At 68.0% G+C, this 16774-nt stretch carries 19 protein-coding genes and 2 tRNA genes; 12 read left to right on the top strand and 9 right to left on the bottom strand.

What is annotated here, in order from left to right; genetic code table 11:
• Window positions 1-24: 24 nt before the first annotated feature.
• On the bottom strand, window positions 25-693 hold the full coding sequence (locus tag ABH927_RS03845) for a hemerythrin domain-containing protein (RefSeq protein WP_370018091.1): 669 nt from the start codon (window positions 691-693) through the stop codon (window positions 25-27).
• Between the two features lie 423 nt (window positions 694-1116).
• Between ABH927_RS03845 and ABH927_RS03840 the strand changes: the two genes are divergently transcribed.
• Window positions 1117-1581: a hypothetical protein gene (locus tag ABH927_RS03840; RefSeq protein WP_370018089.1), complete on the top strand. Its 465-nt coding sequence runs from the start codon at window positions 1117-1119 to the stop codon at window positions 1579-1581.
• 103 nt (window positions 1582-1684) lie between these two features.
• Window positions 1685-1757, top strand: a tRNA-Thr gene (locus ABH927_RS03835).
• A 433-nt stretch (window positions 1758-2190) separates the two neighbouring features.
• On the opposite strand, the gene ABH927_RS03830 is transcribed toward ABH927_RS03835, so the two are convergent.
• The 4 genes from ABH927_RS03830 to ABH927_RS03815 all read right to left on the bottom strand — a co-directional run bounded on the left by ABH927_RS03830 (window position 2191) and on the right by ABH927_RS03815 (window position 5417).
• On the bottom strand, window positions 2191-2628 hold the full coding sequence (locus ABH927_RS03830; protein WP_370018087.1) for an enediyne antibiotic chromoprotein: 438 nt from the start codon (window positions 2626-2628) through the stop codon (window positions 2191-2193).
• Window positions 2629-3017: 389 nt separating this feature from the next.
• On the bottom strand, window positions 3018-3791 hold the full coding sequence (locus ABH927_RS03825; RefSeq protein WP_370018085.1) for an ABC transporter permease: 774 nt from the start codon (window positions 3789-3791) through the stop codon (window positions 3018-3020).
• Entirely contained in the window at window positions 3788-4726 is a 939-nt protein-coding gene (locus ABH927_RS03820; protein WP_370018083.1) for an ATP-binding cassette domain-containing protein, read from the bottom strand. The genes ABH927_RS03825 and ABH927_RS03820 overlap by 4 nt, the downstream gene beginning before the upstream one ends.
• Window positions 4727-4751: 25 nt before the next feature.
• On the bottom strand, window positions 4752-5417 hold the full coding sequence (locus ABH927_RS03815) for a DUF4097 family beta strand repeat-containing protein (protein ID WP_370018081.1): 666 nt from the start codon (window positions 5415-5417) through the stop codon (window positions 4752-4754).
• A gap of 238 nt (window positions 5418-5655) precedes the next feature.
• Here ABH927_RS03815 and ABH927_RS03810 point away from each other — a divergent pair, with 238 nt between their 5' ends.
• Window positions 5656-6390 carry a helix-turn-helix domain-containing protein gene (locus ABH927_RS03810; protein WP_370018079.1) on the top strand — a complete coding sequence of 245 codons (735 nt, stop codon included), beginning with the start codon at window positions 5656-5658 and terminating at the stop codon, window positions 6388-6390.
• A gap of 614 nt (window positions 6391-7004) precedes the next feature.
• Entirely contained in the window at window positions 7005-8267 is a 1263-nt protein-coding gene (gene ltrA, locus ABH927_RS03805; protein ID WP_370018077.1) for a group II intron reverse transcriptase/maturase, read from the top strand.
• Window positions 8268-8484: 217 nt separating this feature from the next.
• Here the strand turns inward: ltrA and ABH927_RS03800 are convergent, their stop codons facing one another.
• The 3 genes from ABH927_RS03800 to ABH927_RS03790 are packed head-to-tail and all read right to left on the bottom strand — an operon-like array spanning window position 8485 to window position 9553.
• The gene (locus tag ABH927_RS03800; protein ID WP_370018075.1) at window positions 8485-8907 is read right to left on the bottom strand and encodes an SHOCT-like domain-containing protein; all 423 of its coding nucleotides are present in this window, start codon (window positions 8905-8907) and stop codon (window positions 8485-8487) included.
• An 11-nt stretch (window positions 8908-8918) separates the two neighbouring features.
• Window positions 8919-9176: a hypothetical protein gene (locus ABH927_RS03795; RefSeq protein ID WP_370018073.1), complete on the bottom strand. Its 258-nt coding sequence runs from the start codon at window positions 9174-9176 to the stop codon at window positions 8919-8921.
• Window positions 9176-9553, bottom strand: coding sequence for a DUF2089 domain-containing protein (locus ABH927_RS03790; RefSeq protein ID WP_370018071.1), 378 nt, complete (start codon window positions 9551-9553; stop codon window positions 9176-9178). Before ABH927_RS03790 ends, ABH927_RS03795 begins: the two co-directional genes overlap by 1 nt.
• A gap of 78 nt (window positions 9554-9631) precedes the next feature.
• On the opposite strand from ABH927_RS03790, the gene ABH927_RS03785 reads away from it, so the two are divergent.
• Window positions 9632-9865: a hypothetical protein gene (locus ABH927_RS03785; protein WP_370018069.1), complete on the top strand. Its 234-nt coding sequence runs from the start codon at window positions 9632-9634 to the stop codon at window positions 9863-9865.
• On the opposite strand, the gene ABH927_RS03780 is transcribed toward ABH927_RS03785, so the two are convergent.
• Window positions 9862-10923, bottom strand: coding sequence for a MerR family transcriptional regulator (locus ABH927_RS03780; RefSeq protein ID WP_370018067.1), 1062 nt, complete (start codon window positions 10921-10923; stop codon window positions 9862-9864). The two genes, ABH927_RS03785 and ABH927_RS03780, sit on opposite strands and share 4 nt — an antisense overlap.
• 294 nt (window positions 10924-11217) lie before the next feature.
• Between ABH927_RS03780 and ABH927_RS03775 the strand changes: the two genes are divergently transcribed.
• The 7 genes from ABH927_RS03775 (at window position 11218) to ABH927_RS03745 (ending at window position 16774) form a co-directional block, all read left to right on the top strand.
• Window positions 11218-11291, top strand: a tRNA-Met gene (locus ABH927_RS03775).
• Window positions 11292-11370: 79 nt separating this feature from the next.
• Window positions 11371-11535 carry a 50S ribosomal protein L33 gene (gene rpmG, locus ABH927_RS03770; RefSeq protein ID WP_203881979.1) on the top strand — a complete coding sequence of 55 codons (165 nt, stop codon included), beginning with the start codon at window positions 11371-11373 and terminating at the stop codon, window positions 11533-11535.
• A 370-nt stretch (window positions 11536-11905) separates the two neighbouring features.
• Window positions 11906-12355, top strand: coding sequence for a MaoC family dehydratase N-terminal domain-containing protein (locus ABH927_RS03765; protein ID WP_370018066.1), 450 nt, complete (start codon window positions 11906-11908; stop codon window positions 12353-12355).
• A 2-nt stretch (window positions 12356-12357) separates the two neighbouring features.
• The gene (locus ABH927_RS03760) at window positions 12358-12786 is read left to right on the top strand and encodes a MaoC family dehydratase (RefSeq protein ID WP_370018064.1); all 429 of its coding nucleotides are present in this window, start codon (window positions 12358-12360) and stop codon (window positions 12784-12786) included.
• Between the two features lie 51 nt (window positions 12787-12837).
• Window positions 12838-14373, top strand: coding sequence for a hypothetical protein (locus ABH927_RS03755; protein ID WP_370018062.1), 1536 nt, complete (start codon window positions 12838-12840; stop codon window positions 14371-14373).
• 207 nt (window positions 14374-14580) lie between these two features.
• Window positions 14581-15630, top strand: a complete 1050-nt coding sequence (locus ABH927_RS03750; RefSeq protein ID WP_370018061.1) for a UDP-N-acetylmuramate dehydrogenase — start codon at window positions 14581-14583, stop codon at window positions 15628-15630.
• Between the two features lie 574 nt (window positions 15631-16204).
• Window positions 16205-16774, top strand: coding sequence for a TMEM165/GDT1 family protein (locus ABH927_RS03745; RefSeq protein ID WP_370018059.1), 570 nt, complete (start codon window positions 16205-16207; stop codon window positions 16772-16774).

Here is a 16774-nt window from a genome sequence, read left to right as displayed (position 1 = left end):
CCGGGTGGGACCGCGGGCAACGGCTCAGGCGGGGCCGAAGATGAGGCGCTGGCGGCGGCGGTGGCCCGGGCGGAGCAGCGCGAGGAAGACGATCAGCACGGGACCCGCGAGCTTGCGCAGCTCGACCAGCTCCGCCGGCTTCGCGTACTGCTCGATCCTCGGCAGGTCGAATCTGATGTTGCCGCCCTCCCGGGCCGCGTTCTCCACGCGCTCCCAGTCCTCCACGGACACGTGCCGCTCGATGATCGGGAAGATGAGGCGCTCCTCCTCCTCGATGTGCTCGTCGAGCAGGTCCGCGAGCCGGGTCAGCGGCACGGCGAGGTCGGCCGGCGTCTTCGCGGCGGCCCGGATCTCGTCGAGAAGCGGGTCCAGCTCGGAATGGTCCTCGGTGAGGTCGCTCAGGTCCACCTCTGCGCCCGCTGACCGGACGATGATGGGCCAGAGCACCTCGTCCTCCACGGTGTGGTGATGGTGGATGCCGTCGCAGAACTGGACGACGAAGTCGCGGATGGCCGCGGCGCGCCGCCCGTCGCAGGGCCGGTGGCCATCGGCGATCGCCTTGGCGGCTTCGGCGAGGCGGCGCGCGTCCGCGCGCATGGCCCGGTGGGTGATGCGGATGCCCAGCAAGCTGGGGGACTGGGACTGCCGCGGGGACTCCTGCTGGGGGCGGGTCTGAGGCCGGTCGGCGGACATCGTTCCTCCTCGATCGTGATGTCTCGTTCCTGAAGGTCACGCCCAATGTGCGCCGGACCACTTGGTGTTCGTTAGGCCGGGACTTAACCGGCGTCCCTCTGGGGCCTGTGTCATTCCAAGAAATGGATGGGGAAATTCGATAGGTTGTTCACCTATGAGCAGGCGGTGGGTGGGACCGAGGGGATACGAGATCGTGCCGGCGCATCGCTGCGGCCGTCAGGTGCTCCGTGTCCGGCGGAACGGCTGGCTCGTCGCCGACTGCCTCTCGGTCGAGGAAGTCGCCCGGTTCGTCGACCTTGCCGACCTATGTGAGGTTATTCCGTTCCCGCGCGGGGGCGGCGGCCTGCGGACGGCCGTTCGGTAGCCGGAACGACAGGCGTAACCCCCGCGCCGTCAGGGAAACAGACGCCTGAGGGGGTACCGATGCGCCTGCCCACCACGCCCGGCAGGGCGCGCCTGCCGGCTGTCTTTCTGTCCGTCTCCGGCCTGTGCGCGCTCGGCCTCGGCGCGACCGCCTGCGGCTCGTCCGGTACGGCTGTCGCCACCGGGACCGAGGTGTACGTGCTGAACTTCTACGGCGCGGAGCAGGGCAGGGCCGACCAGGAGCCCGCCGATCTGGTGCTCTCCGAGTTCAGCACGCTCAACAAGGTGACCTGGCGGAGTTGGGGGCCCACCCGGGCCTCGGGGACCGGCAACCTGAGCGGGACCTGGTGCCTGCCGCACTGCCTGGACAAGCCGTACGCCGCGACCGTGACGCTGAGCAGCATCGTCCCGGTCAAGGGCAAGGGGTATTTCGCCCGATATGAGATCACGGCGAAGCTCCCCCCAGGGGAGAAGGGCAAAGCCGATTTGTCGGGCACGCTGCCGACCCCTCCCGAGCCGCCGTGACCCACGGCGGCGGCTCGGAAAGAGCGGCGCGATTGATTTCGCATCGGTCGTCGTGGACGTGTATGGTTACACCTGTCCGCGACGCGAGAGCGCAGGCGGGCGCGCCCCTATAGCTCAGTCGGCAGAGCGTCTCCATGGTAAGGAGAAGGTCAACGGTTCGATTCCGTTTGGGGGCTCCCGGACTCATCAGGTAAAACGCCTCATCCAGAGATCAACTGGATGGGGCCGTTCCGCTTGTTTGCGCGATTTCTCTGCGATGATCTTCTTTCCCGGCGCGGAACGGCGCCGGCAACTCGCCCCACCGCAGCGCGGTGTGCGATCCGTGCCCGCAGAGGTCAATTGGCGGCAGTTAGGACGACCTTTCCGGTGGTACGGCCGTCTTCGCCGATCTGGCGGGCCTTGCCCGCATCTTCCGCGTAAGCGCTGGGTCAGCGTGATCGCGGCGATACCGGCAGGGACGTTGATCCAGAAGATGGACCGCCAGTCGAGGCCGCTGACCAGGAGGCCGCCCAGGACCGGCTCGGCCGCCAGGCTCAGCCCGGCGACCGAGCCCGACACGCTTTCCGCCCGCCCCGCTCTTTGCGGTCGGGGACCAGACCTACTGACTAGCTAGCTGAAGGAAATCGGCTGGGAGCCGAGGAAGACGCTCTGGTTCCCGGCACTGACGTAGCAGGCAGTGGTGGCACAGTCGACTGGGCCCACCGGGGTGCCGCTCTCGGGGGCTGTGCCTTGGAAACTCCTGCGGACGACGAACGACGAGCTGACCGAACCACTGGCGTCTGCGGTGACCGTCTTGGCGGTCTCCCCATTACACGCGAGCTGCGCGTTGACGGTCGCGCACTGGATGACGCTGAACTTCTCGCCGGGCCCCGCTCCCGTGATCGACACCGTGACGTTGTTGCCGTCCGACAGGCCCGTGGACGGCGTTACGGAGAAGCTGGGAGCCGCGGCGGCGAAAGCCGAGGGCTGTGACGCGAGGGTCAGGCCACCAACCATGACAGCGGTGGCGACACCGAGCTTGGAGAGAAGGCTGGTCTTCTTTATCATTTGCTAACTCCTTTTCTCGGGCGATCGGCTGGCTCTTGAAAGAACAACTCTGCGCCATGCGGAGCCGACAAAGCAGAAAAGCGGAGGTCAGCAAGATGACCTGCATAGTCAACTTCCTGTCAACTTCGAAGTCATGTCTAGTGGCAGGCGGATGATATTTGGGGTGGGGTTCTGTCGTCCGCTCGCACGATGCCACTACGCCCGTGCCTGCCCCGGGAAGAATGTCGCCCATCGCTGCCCTCCAGGAGGGCCGGAGCTGCTTGCGGTAGACCGTCTCTGCCGGGATGTCTTACGTCGAGGACTCGCTGCGATCTGGCCGGTGCGACGGGCGGAAAGGTTCAGGGCCGTCAGACCCATTGGTCTGACGGCCCTGTTCGGCCGGTTCATGGTCAGGCCTTGTTGAAGGTGTTCTTGGCCCAGAGGTAGGAGACGGTGGCGATGCCGGCGCACCAAGCGGTGGCGATGGCGGCGCTGTTGCCGATCGGGGTGCCGAGGAGGAGCCCGCGGACGGTTTCCATGACGGGGGTGAAGGGCTGGTATTCGGCGAACCAGCGCAGGGCGGTGGGCATGGAGTCGGTGGGGACGAAGCCGCTGCCGAGGAAGGGGAGCAGGATCAGGGGCATCGGGGCGTTGCTGGCGGCCTCGGGGGTCGGGGACTTCAGGCCGAGGGCGACCGACAGCCAGGTGATGGCCAGGACGAACAGGGTGAGCAGGCCGGCGGCGGCCAGCCACTCGACGGCGGTGGCGTTCGGGCGGAAGCCGATGGCCAGGGCGATGCCGATGACGACGGCCATGCCGAGGAGCTGCTGGATGACGCTGCCGACGACGTGGCCGGTCAGGACCGAGGCCCGGGAGATCCGCATGGTGCGGAAGCGGGCGATGATGCCTTCGGTCATGTCGGTGGCGACCATGACGGCGGTTCCGGTCGCGGCCGTGGCCGCCGCCATGAGGAGGATGCCGGGGACGACGTAGTTGATGTAGGCGTCGCGGCCGCCGCCGAGCCCGTCGCCGAGGGTGCCGCCGAAGACGTAGACGAACAGGATCAGGATGATGACGGGCGTCACGACCAGCTGCACCGTCATGGACGGGTAGCGGAGCAGGCGCTTGAGCTGGCGCCGGACCATGGTGGACGAGTCGCGCATGGCGAGGGTGAGGGTGCTCATCGGGTGGCCTCCTTCTGCTGGCCGGTGAGGGCGAGGAAGACGTCGTCGAGGTCGGGGGTGTGGACGCTCATCTCGTCGATGTCGATCGAGCGTTCGTCCAGGAGGGCGAGCAGTTCGCGGATCGTGCGGACGCTGCCGTCGCTCGGCACCTGCAGGGCGAGCGCCTCGGGGTCGGCGACTCCGGCCCCGATGAGGTGGCGAGCCGCGTCGAGCAGCTGCGCGTCGGCGAACTTGAGCTGGATGTGGCCGCCGGGGATGAGCCGCTTGAGCTCTTCGGCGGTGCCTTCGGCGATCAGCCGTCCGTGGTCGAGGAGGGCGATGCGGTCGGCGAGCTCGTCGGCCTCCTCCAGGTACTGGGTGGTGAGGAAGATGGTGACGCCGTCGGCGACGAGGTCGCGGACGATCTGCCACATGGTGCGGCGGCTGCGCGGGTCGAGACCGGTGGTGGGCTCGTCCAGGAAGATCAGACGGGGGTCGCCGACCAGGGTCATCGCCAGGTCCAGCCGGCGCTGCATGCCGCCGGAGTAGGTGCCAGCGGGCTTGCGGGCCGCGTCGACCAGGTCGAACCGTTCGAGCAGCTCGGCGGCCTTGCGCTTGCCGTCCCTGCGGGACAGGTGCCTCAGGTCTGCCATGAGGAGCAGGTTCTCCTCGCCGGTGAGCAGCTTGTCGACGGCCGAGTATTGCCCGGTGACGCCGATCGCGCCGCGCACGTCGTCCGGCTCGCGGGCCAGGTCATGGCCGGCGACCTGGACGGCGCCGCCATCGGCGGGGATCAGGGTGGACAGGATCTGGACGGTCGTGGTCTTCCCTGCCCCGTTCGGGCCGAGGAGCGAGAAGATCGTTCCTTCGGGGACGGTCAGGTCGATGCCGCCGAGGACGAGTTTGTCGCCGTAGGACTTGCTCAGCCCGTTCGCTGAGATGGCCAGGTTCGTCATGTTGGTGCTCCTCAGAGGCTGCGGGTCAGAGGCTGCGGGCGACGATGTCGCCGTGGGAGGTGGTGGCGCGGATGTCGAGTTCGGCGGTGCCATCGTTCTTGAGGGCGTTGCTGATGCGGCCGTAGGAGGTGCCGGCGTCCAGGGCGGCCGAGACGCCGGCGGCGGCGGCGACCGAAATGTCGCCGGACTGGGTGCGGAGCACGACCGTGCCGCGCACGGCCTCGGTGATCCGGATGTCGCCCCTTGCGGTGCTGATCTCCGCGGGGCCGTTGAGCCGGCCGACCTCGACGTCGCCGTCGATCGCAGTGAGGCGGACGCTCGCGGCCTCGTCGATCTTGATCTGGCGGTACGCGCCTTCGAAGGCGACGTCTCCGAGGCGTCCGACGCCGCGGAGCTCGGCGCTGGCGGCCTTGGCCTCGATGCGGGAGCCGGCGGGCAGCTGGACGGTGACCTCCAGGGATCCGGAGGGGCCGAAGAGCTGGTTGTTGGGGGTCGAGGCCGTGATCCGCAGGACGCCGTCGGCGTAGGCGACGGTGGTCTGCTCAGCGGTCTTGGTGTCGCGGCTCTTGGAGGGGTCGGCGGGCAGGACCTCGACGGTGGTGTCAGCGCGGTCTGCGGCGATGAACTGGATGCGTCCGGCGGGGATGTCCAGGACGGCGGAGATCGGGGCGGGGGTGTCGAACTTCTGCATCGTGCTCTCCCGTGCTCGTTCGTTGTTTCTGACACCGGAAACGCTACGTTGCTTTCCAGATAGTGGCAACACGTCTGTTGCGTAGAATCGACATCTACGCAGGTAGAGACCGAGAAACTGTTGCAACGGTCTTGATGGTAACGCAACGACAACCGCTCCGATCATTGCAATGGATGAGAAGTGAACGCTATAGTGGGGGGATCAGGGACCACCATGAAGGATCACCAAGGAGATCGCGATGCCGGGAGGCAGGCTCACCCAGCAGGAACGCCAGCAGATCGCGCTGGGGCTGGCCGACAGCCTCCCCTACGCCGAGATCGCCCGACGCCTCGACCGTCCGACCTCGACCATCACGCGTGAGGTGATGCGCAACGGCGGCCCCACCGCCTACCGCGCCGACCTGGCCCACCGCGCCACCGAACGCCGCGCCCATCGGCGCAGGCCCGCCCCCTCCCAAGGGGCGGGGTCAGTCCCCCAACCGCACGGACGCGACGCCGAGGCCGTGGCCGAGTACGAGGAGACGTTCACCACCGTCCTCATGGCTTCGGGCCTGACCAAGATGACGGCCCGGGTGCTGACCTGCCTGTTCACCACCGACGCGGGCAGCCTCACCGCGTCCCAGCTCGCCCAGCGCCTCCAGGTCAGCCCGGCGTCCATCTCCAAAGCGATCGCCTTCCTGGAGAGCCAGAGCCTCGTCCGCCGAGAACGCGACGAACGCCGCCGCGACCGCTACGTCGTCGACGACGAACTCTTCTACCAGGCGACGATCGCCAGCGCCCGATCCAACGACCAGCTCGTCGAAACCGCACGCCAAGGCGTCGCCATCCTCGGCCCCCACACCCCCGCCGCCACCCGCCTGGAGAACATCGCCCGCTTCCTCGACTTCATCAGCGAAAGCATCACCCGCGCCGCCGAACAGGCCCGCGAAGTCCTCCACACGAAAGCCGAAGCCCACGAGCCCAACGACCAGTGATCATGAGTGCGGCCCGATTCTGCCGTGTTCGTGTGTCCTGAACGTGAAGGAGAGTTCGATGTAGGCGAATGATCTGGAGCGATGCTGCTCGGACGATGAAGGTTGTGGCCCTTCGGAGTCGCCCTGCGGAGGGAGGCTCCAAACCGCCTCATGCTGCGTTGGCTGAAGACCGTCGTGGTGAGCGATGAGGAAAAGGCGCCTGTGAGGCGTCAGGTGGGGACCGAGAAGGCGAACGCGAGTGAACCGCTGATGACGTGTCGAAAGCAGAACAGATGACATCGAAACCGGGGAGTGAATACGACTCCGGGATGGAGCCTGGCGGGAGTCCGCTTATTGGCCAGGCGGTGTCCGGCATGGAGGCGGCGCGAGCTCGGTCTGCGGCGTTCGAGTGGAACAGGAGAAGGCGCGTTTGGACACCGCCCAGATGGTGGGTGACAGGAGAGAGCCGCGGCCGGGGAGAGTCCTGGTGGAGGCGTCAGAGTACCCGTTGCCGAGCGCGCCGGCGGACCGGCTCGTAGTAGCGGCGAAGGTCCTGTAATGGGGCTGGAGCGAAGGGGCCGGGTCGTTCGTGACCCGTTTGCCCGATCAACCGGACGGTGTCCGGGAGGAGTCGTGTGGACGAGTTGAAAGCACCGGGCAAGCCGTTCGATATCTCGAAGCGGACTGTCCTGGAGGCGTGGGAGAAGGTCAAGGCGAACAAGGGCGCGGCCGGGGTGGACGGTATGTCGGTCGAGGTTTTCGAGAAGGATCTGAAGGACAACCTGTACAAGATCTGGAATCGGATGTCCTCGGGGGCATACTTTCCCCCACCGGTCCAAGCTGTGGAGATCCCCAAGGCACACGGTGGGGGCACGAGAACGCTCGGCGTGCCCACTGTGGCCGACCGGATCGCGCAGACGGTGGTGGCCGGGGTGCTGGAGGCGAAGGTCGAGCCGATCTTCCATCCGGACTCCTATGGCTATCGGCCGGGCCGCTCGGCGTTGGACGCGGTCGGGGCCTGTCGGCAGCGGTGCTGGAAGTACGACTGGGTGGTCGAGTTCGACATCCGCAAGTTCTTCGACTCCGTGCCATGGGACCTGATCGTCAAGGCGGTCCAGGCGCACACCGACCTGCCGTGGGTGGTGCTGTATGTGAAACGGTGGCTCGCCGCACCGATGGCGCTGCCCGACGGGACCTTGCGAGAGCGAGATCGCGGAACCCCGCAGGGATCGGCGATCTCTCCCGTCCTGGCGAACCTGTTCCTGCACTATGCGTTCGACGCCTGGATCGCCCGGGAGTTCCCGGGCGTGGTGTTCGAGCGCTACGCCGATGACGCGGTCGTGCACCGCTCCAGCCTGGGGCAGGCCGAACGGGTACTGGCGGCGATCAAGGAACGTATGGCCGAGGTCGGGCTCGACCTGCACCCGGACAAGACCCGGATCGTGTACTGCAAGGACGACAGACGGCGCGGCTCGTATGAGCACACGTCGTTCACGTTTCTTGGGTTCACCTTCCGGCCGCGAGGGGTGCGGACCGAGACCGGGAAGATGCGTTGCGGCTTCAACCCGGCGGTCAGCAAGAATGCCTTGAAACAGATGAGTGCGACGGTGCGGGCCTGGCGGCTCCACCACCGCACTGGATCCTCTGAACACGACCTCGCACGGCGGATCAACCCGGTCGTGCGGGGATGGATGCAGTACTACGGAGCGTTCTACCGCTCCGCGCTGTATCTCCTCCTGGCCCGCATCAACGCCTACCTGATGCGGTGGTCGCGCAACAAGTACAAGCGGCTACGGGCCCGCAAGAGGGCCCAAGCCCAGTGGGAGACGGTCGTGAAGTCGCGGCCGAGATTCTTCGCCCACTGGGTCTGGGTGAACACGGTCCCGACAGTCTGGTGACCAGAACGACAAGAGCCGTGTAACGAGAGATTGTTACGCACGGTTCTGTGGGAGCCCGGACTGAGACGTCCGGGGCGACCCAACCGGTGGCACCCCCGCTACGCGCCGATGAGCGGCTAAACTTCAGGTCGGCAGTTCAACCGTGCTCTGCTGTAGCGGGCGCGGCCTCGGGAGGGTGTTCCAGCACCCTCTCGGGGGTCCGTCCAACGGACGGCGCCTACTCGCAGAAGACACGCACTTTGGCATCGGGCTGGTCGACCTCCACGGTCATCTCGTCGAGGTGCTCCACGAGCGCCTCGAGCTGTTCGGGCTTGAGCTGTGTCAGGTCGAACGGCACGCCCGACTTGTTCAGCTCGGCGTTGGCCTGACCCAGTGCCTGCGCCGGGATCAGGGCCGCCAGCCGTACGCCGGCCCGCAGCAGCTGCAGCGGCACCCGCACGTTGACCCGCCCCGGCTCGCCGTTCTCAAGGGTGTCCACCATCACCCGCAGGTACTTCGCCTTGCCCTTCGGCCGGGCGTCGAGGCTCGACGCCGCCGGCGGCTGATCCCGTTCGAGCGCGGTGATGAGCTGCTCCGCCTCCTCTGCGGTGATCTTGCCCTCGGCCAGCATGTCGAGGATGTCCTTGCGCTGTTCGTTCATCGGAACCTCTCCTATCGGATAGTTACGAGCACGGCCGTACGACCCTGCTCGACGTCGACCCGGGTGCCGGGCAACGCGGAGACGATGAGCCAACCGGTGCCGAGTGCCCGCACCACACTGACGTGGTACACGAGGCAGGCCACGGCCGCCACCAGTACGGCCAGGACCACGACCGGTGAGAACACGAGCACTACGGGGAGTACCGGGACCCAGATCCGGATGGGATGACCGTCCGGGCGTTTGACCCGTACGGTCAACAACTGCGGCATCACGTACGACTCTCCAATTCGGACAATGCCTGCTGTGCGGTGATCTCGCCGCGGCGCAACCGATCGATGATGTCGGCCCGCGACGGCGCCGGATCGGTCTCGACGAAGTCGAGCATCTGCGTGATCCGGTTCAGTCGTGATTTGATCGTCGGGTAGCTCACCCCGAAGATCCGCTCCATCTCCTTGATGGAACCGTGGCACCGCACGAACGCCGTGACGAAGACCTGATCCTCGACGTTGAGCTGAGCCAGTTGCGGTAGCTCGAACTCGCCCTCGATCGCGACGCCGCTGCCTGCGAGGCGCACCCGCTCGACGACGAACGGCTGGCCCCGGGTCAGGTTCGTGAGTTCCTGCCAGTCCATCGCCTGCTCTGTCATATCTAAAGTTATACCCGGGCGCACCTGAACTTTCAAGAAGTCGATCTTAATTTTATTAAACCTGCACTTCCTTGTGCGGTGCGCGGCAGGGATCTCGACGCTCGCGTGGCGGGCTCGGCTGGTGCCGGCCTGCGCGGAGCCGGGCAGCAGCACCCGACGGTCAGCGACGAGCGGGTCGAGCAGGTCGTGGTGGACACCCTGGAGTCCACGCCGGTGGACGGGACGCACTGGTCCCGCGCGCCGATGGCCAAGCGGTCGGGGCTGTCGCCCTCGACGGTCGGGCGGCTGCCGCGCGGCCGGGCACGTCGCTAGGCCGTCCCCGGGATTCGGGCACGCAACGCCTGGATGAACCAGTCGAACACCGGCGCCAGGCTGTCCGGGGCCGGCCAGCCGTTGATCACTGCGAGCAGTTCGAGGTACCGCTCTCGGCGAGGATCGTTCGCGGTCTCAAGCAGGGTCAGCAGCCGACGTCGAAGGTCGGCGTCGGCGGGGCGGCCGGAGAGGTCCGCGTATTGAGCCGTGACCGCCTCGACTACCGGATCCGCCTGGGCGGAGGCCGGGTCGATGCCGCCCACCAGGGCCGGGCCGGCCAGGTCACGGACGACCGCGGCGGCGTCGCGGCGCAGCCCCCCGGCTCCGCCTTGGGCGCGCTCGGCCGCGTGCTGCTCAGCCGTACGGCGAATGGCGGCACGAAAATCCGGGTCCTGGGACAGCCCGGCCAACTCCACCCACGCCTCTACCTGCTCGGTCTCGGGGCTGTCGGGCAGTTCGGGGGTCATCGAGCGCCTGATGCCTGCGAATCCGGCGTTGGGGTCGAGGCCGCTGAAGGCGGCGTCGAGGAAATCGCCGATGAGACGTCGCCGTTCGTCCTCGGAGAGCTTCGCCAGCCTGTGCATGAGATCCATCTCCTCAGGGGTGGAGCCGCGCCTGGCCACCGCCGTCAGCACCGCTCGCCGCAGTCGCAGCGTCCGGATCTGCGCCGCCAGTGCTTCCGCGTGCGCCGCGGCGACCTCAGGGAGCGAAATCTCCCGGTCCACGACCTTCCGGATGGTGGGAAGGTCGAGTTGGAGGTCGCGGAGCGTCCGCACGAGGTCCAGGCGTGCGACGGCGTCGATGTCGTAGAGGCGGTAGCCGGCCGGGCTGCGGTGAGTCGGCGGCACGATCCCGCGATCGGAGTAGAACCGGATGGTCTTGACCGTCAGCCCGGTCCGCCGGGCCAGATCGCCGATCGAGTAGAGCGCGTCGCCGTCCATGCCCCCCACCCTCGCGCCTCCCCCTACTGGAGGCTCAAGCCGCATCCGCGTGACCACCTCGATCCCCTCGGGGATGACATCGCGCTCGGCGGCCTGACCTGGGCAGATCACCAGCACGGGTGATTGTCCTCGCCTGTTCCGGGGCATGCCGCCTTGTGGGGCTTGGCAGTCTCGTCCTCCATGCCGCGCGCTGCCCGGGCTTCCTAAGGTACGGAAATCACGGTGGGAGCATGGATTGCCCTGCGTTACGATGAGACGCGGAAGTCCTGTCCGAGCCGTTCGGGTGGGGCTTTCGGTGTGGTGGGGTTTCCTCACCGCGATACCCGAGCTCGATCATGGCTGCGCGCGTGTGCGCGAGAGCCGTACAGGTCGGGTATCCTTGCGTGGCCGGTCCCTGTTTTTCCCGGTCCAGGCGGAGTAGCTCAGTCAGGCAGAGCAAGCGGCTCATAATCGCTGTGTCGCCGGTTCAAGTCCGGCCTCCGCTACTACCCTCGCCAGGTCTCTCCTCGTAGGTGACCGGGCCTGGGTTGTCCAGTAGTCCCAGACGTAGAAAGGCACTCCCACGTGGCTGCCACAGACGTTAGGCCGAAGATCACGCTGGCCTGCCAGGAGTGCAAGCACCGCAACTACATCACGCGGAAGAACCGGCGCAACGACCCGGATCGGCTTGAGCTGAAGAAGTACTGCCCGAACTGTAAGTGCCACCAGGCGCACCGCGAGACGCGCTAAGCGCCGTCTCCGGCTGGGCGGCACTTCTGAAGTACTGCCCGCTGTGCCCTCTCGAATTGGGTAAGTGCCATCAGGCGCACCGCGAGACCCGCTAAGCCCTGTCTCGGGCTGTGGCGGCGTTCCTTGGACGGGTGGGCTCTTCAGCGACACTTCATAACGTACGACCGGCGTTCCATCCGTGGGACGCCGGTTTGTCGTGTCCGCACAGGACGACACGGGTATTCGTTGGCGTCGGACGACAGAAGGTCCGCTCGCCGGGGTCGCTACGGTTGTTCCGCCGGCGGAGGGCATAAGCCGATCCACGACAGCCGAACCTTGTTCTGTTACCGTCGGCTCAACAGCTCTGCAGCCACGAAGGAGCACGGGCCTGATGGCTTTGAACCGTGATTTCGTCGGGCGGACCTACGAGGCGTCCGCCATCTACGAGGTCTGTCGTGTGAAGATCAAGGAGTTCGCCGACGCGATCGGCGACGACAACCCGATCTATCACGACAAGGAGGCCGCAGTCGCGGCCGGACATCCGGACGTGGTCGCCCCGCCGACCTTCCCCATCGTCTTCAGCCTGTCGGGCGCGAGCGAGGCGCTGTCTGATCCCGATCTGGGGCTCAACTACGCCATGGTCGTCCACGGTGAGCAGCGGTTCGAGTACCAGCGTCCCGTCTACCCCGGTGACGAGCTGCTCTGCACCTCGACCATCACCGAGATCCGCGATGCCGGCCGCAACGAGTTCCTGACCCTGCGCAGCGACGTCACCAGCACCACGGGCGAGCTGGTCTGCCGCACCTACAACACCATCGTCGAGCGCGGAGGGGCGGCGTAACCATGGCTGCGACGGTCAAGTACGACGAGGTCGAGGTGGGCCAGGAGATCCCGGCCGTCGACTACCAGGTCCGACGGGTCAACCTGGTCAAGTACGCGGGAGCCTCCGGCGACTTCAACCCCATCCACTGGAACGAGCGCTTCGCCAAGTCCGTCGGCCTGCCGGACGTAATCGCGCACGGCATGTACACGATGGCCCAGGGCGGCCGGTTCGTCACGGACTGGGCGGGGGACCCGGCCGCGGTCATCGACTACGGCGTCCGCTTCTCGTCCATGGTGGTCGTGCCGGACGACGACAACGGCGCGACGATCACGATCAGCGGCCTCATCGAGGAGAAGTTGGAGGACAAGCGGGTCGTTGTCGTGGTGAACGCGAGGTCCGGCGACTCCAGGGTCCTGTCGAAGGCGCGGGCCGTCGTCCAGCTCTCCTGACGGCTGATTGGTCGGTGATTGGCTGGATCGGCTCTGGGTAGCGTCCGGTTCGTGAGCGAGCGAATCAGTGAATCGAACGGACCGGCGACCCAGACCTGCCAGACCCCCCAGACCAGTGAGCCGCCGCATCACGTGATCGAGCTGGCGCAGCGGCGGGCCCAGGCCCGGGCCGGCCGGGATTTCGGCGGCGCCGACGCCTTGCGCGACGAGATCGCAGGTCACGGCTGGGACGTCCGGGACACCGAGGGCGGCTTCGAGCTGACCCCGCGGCCCCCGTTCGACGTGTGGCCGACCGTGCGGTCCCTGCCCGTCTCCGCCGTGACCGATCTCTCCCCGGGTACGGCAGGCGATGCCGGGCCGTCCCCGCACGGGACCGCGACCGGCGTCAGGCCGTCTGGGACTGAGGCTGTGACCGGCGTCACGCCGTCTGGGCGCGAGCGGGGCCGCGCCGTCTCCGAGCAGACGGACGGTCGTGGCTCCGAGCGGCCCAGGATCTCCGACCCGGCGACCACGCAGAGAGGGAGCGACGACGATCCCCGCACCGGGACGGCGAGGCAGACCCAGGCGCCCGAGCACGCCGGTGACGCGACCGGCTCGGCCATGCCGCCGCCTCTGGCGGAGAACGCCCGTGCGGCCACCGAGGCGACCGACGACGCCGTCCGTCACGAGGTCAAGCAGGACATCGCGCCCGGCGGCACCATCGAGACCGCGCTGACGCCGTCGGGCACCGCGTCGATGGTCGCGTCGCAGCTCCTGTGGGACGGCAGCTCGGCCACGTCCCGGATCGACCAGTCGATCGCCCAGGCCGACCCCGAAGCCAGGGTCGCCGCCGATCCGGTGACGGATGCGGAACGCCGGAGGGGTTTGGCAGGCACGGGGACGACGACGGCGGTGACCGTGGGGCTGCTGGTCGATGGCTGGCCCGATGACGTACGGCGATGCGTGGAGGCTCTGATCGAGCACACGGACGCCAAGATCCTCGCGCTGGACTTGGGCGATGTGGACGGGGCCGGGCGCGTCCTCCACGAGCTGGCCGAGCGCCATCCGGACCGGATCAAGGAATGGCATGTCGCGGAGAGGCCCCACTGGGCCGGAGGCTCGGCCGGGTGGGGCGCGAGCCGTACCAAACTGCTGCGGCTGGACGACGGCGACGTGCATGTGGTGATGGAGACCTCGACGATCCTCGACGGCGACGCGATCACGCCGCTGGTCGAGGCGATCGACGGCGGCGCGGTCGCGGCGGGATGGCGCGGAGCCGAACCGGCGCCGGGCGGGCACGACTGGGAGGACGCGGGGCCCGGAAAGGTCACGGCCCTGCTCGGCTACCTGTTCGCGGTGAAGAGGTCCGCCGCGCTGGGTGTGGGGGGCTTCCCCGAGAAGGCGCGCTTCTACCGGAACGCCGACCTGGAGTTCTCCCTCGCCCTGCCGGGGACTCTCGTGGTGCCCGACAAGGAACTTCCGGTCCACCAGGAGCGGCACCGGGGCTACCACGATGTGGACGCGGACTATCGCGAAGCCGAGTCCCGCCGGACGTACGCCCGCGTCCTCGATCGCCTCCGCTCCGCGGGGTCCGCCGGTTCCGCTTGAGCGGTTCCGCTTGAGCGGTTTCCGCGCAGCCAGGGATGCGTATCCTGAGCGCGGGACGTCTGCCATGGATCGGGCTGGCCGGTCGCGCTCCTTGAGATCGTAAGCTGGCATCCGCCGTGGGATCCGCCTCGGCGTCCCGTCCTGGTTGCCGCGCCGGCCGCGGCCCGGTGGGTTCCCGTCTCGCTGAGGAAGTCGCTGAGGAAACGCATGGCTGACCGGTTGTCAGGGGTACGGCTCGGGCCGTTCACGACGTTGCGGCTGGGCGGCCCGGCTCGGGCCCTCACGGAGGCCCGTTCGCAGGGTGAGCTCGTCGAGATCGTCGCGGAGGCGGATCGCGACGGGGAGCCGGTGCTGGTCCTCGGCGGCGGCAGCAACCTCGTGGTGTCCGACGACGGCTTCGACGGCCTGGTGGTCCACGTCTCCAGCCCGGGAGTCGAGGTTTCCGTCGAGGACGGCCGTGTGGTGGTGACCGCGCAGGCGGGGGAGGACTGGGACGCCCTGGTCGCCCGTTGCGTGGCCGAGGGCTGGTCGGGGGTGGAGTGCCTGTCGGGCGTCCCCGGGCTCGTGGGCTCCACGCCCATCCAGAACGTCGGCGCGTACGGGCAGGACGTCTCCCAGACGATCACGGGGGTCCGCGTCTACGACCGCATGACCGGGGAGACCAGCGACCTCACGGCCGCCGAGTGCGGCTTCGCCTACCGGAACAGCGCGTTCAAGGAGGACCCGGGCCGCCACGTGGTGCTGGCGGTGTCCTACGAGCTTGAGCGGTCGGAGCTGTCGGGGCCCGTCGCGTACAAGGAGCTGGCCGCCGCGCTGGGCGTGGAGATCGGGGAGCGGGCGCCGCTGGCCGACGTGCGGGAGGCCGTGCTGGAGCTGCGGCGGGGCAAGGGCATGGTCCTCGACCCGGACGATCCGGACACCCGGAGTGCGGGGTCGTTCTTCACGAACCCGATCCTGAGCGCCGAGGAGGCCGCCGGCCTGGAGCTGAGGGCGCCGGCGTACCCCCGGTGGGACATGCCCGGCGGCTCGGTCAAGGTGCCGGCGGCCTGGCTGATCGAGAACGCCGGGTTCCCGAAGGGCTACGAGCGGGGCGCGGTGCGGATCTCCACCAAGCACACGCTCGCCCTGACCAACCCCTCGGGCGAGGCGAGCACCACCGAGCTGCTGGCCCTGGCGCGGGAGGTCCGCGACGGGGTCGAGGAGAAGTTCGGCGTGCTGCTCGTGAACGAGCCGATCATGGTCGGCATCTCCCTCTGACAGCCAAACCCCGCGTGATCATGCACACCTTCACCGACTCCTGAGCTGCCAGCGCACCCACTAGGCGTGATCATGCACATCTTCCCTGGCTCCTGAGCTGCCAGCGCAACCGCCGGTCGTGATCATGCACGCCTTCCCCGAAATCCATGCCGACCCGGCCGGACCCTTGTCCTGATCATGCGCGGCGGAAGGTGTCCGACGCGAATTGCATGATCATCGCCGGCGTTTCCGCGGGCTGGACCACTGCTCAGGGAACTCGTGCATGATCACGGCGGGTTTTCGGGCACGTCAGGAGGCCATTCCAGGAATTCATACATGATCACGCGGAATGGGGGCGGGGTGGGGGCCGTTAGACTGTGACGGAAACACCCGAAGGGGAGTAGTCCGAAATCCACTGATCGACATACTGGCCTGAGCCTTTCGCGGCTCCTCAAGGCCCGGTCGTGGGGCCCTAGTGGCGGACGAGACCTTCGGCCCGACAGGCATGTCATTGATGCCGCCGGGCCGAGGTCGTGCCCGAGCTCCCCGGGTGCGGAACGGCGGCCCGGTCGCGCGCGTCAGGAAAGGCGACCCCGTGCAGGCGTTCTGGATATCCCTTGCCGTGATCTTCGTGGCCGAGCTCGGCGACAAGAGCCAGCTCATGGCCATGACCTTCGCGACCCGGTTCAAGCCCTTACCCGTGCTCACCGGGATCACTCTCGCGACGGCGCTCGTCCACCTCGTGAGCGTGGGGCTCGGCGGCCTCATCGGCGACGCCCTCCCCACCACCGCCATCTCGATCGCCGCGGGAATCGCGTTCCTCGGCTTCGCCGCGTGGACGCTCCGCGGCGACGAGCTGAGCGACGAGGAGTCGGGCAAGGCGGCCAGGACGACGCGGAACGCGTTCGTCGCCGTCACGGTCGCGTTCTTCCTCAGCGAGCTCGGCGACAAGACCATGCTCGCGACGATCACGCTGGCCACCCAGCACGGCTGGTTCGGCACGTGGATCGGCTCGACGGTGGGCATGGTCGCCGCCGACGCCCTCGCCATCCTCGTCGGCCGCCTGCTCGGCAGGCACCTGCCCGAGAAGTGGATCAGGTACGGCGCGGCCGCCGCGTTCGCCGTCTTCGGCGTCCTCCTGCTGGCCGAGCCGTTGCTCAGATGA

Source organism: Planotetraspora sp. GP83 (assembly GCF_041262585.1).
In the GTDB taxonomy this organism is placed as follows: Bacteria; Actinomycetota; Actinomycetes; order Streptosporangiales; family Streptosporangiaceae; genus JAOEGB01.
This window is presented reverse-complemented; position numbering and strand designations above follow the sequence as displayed.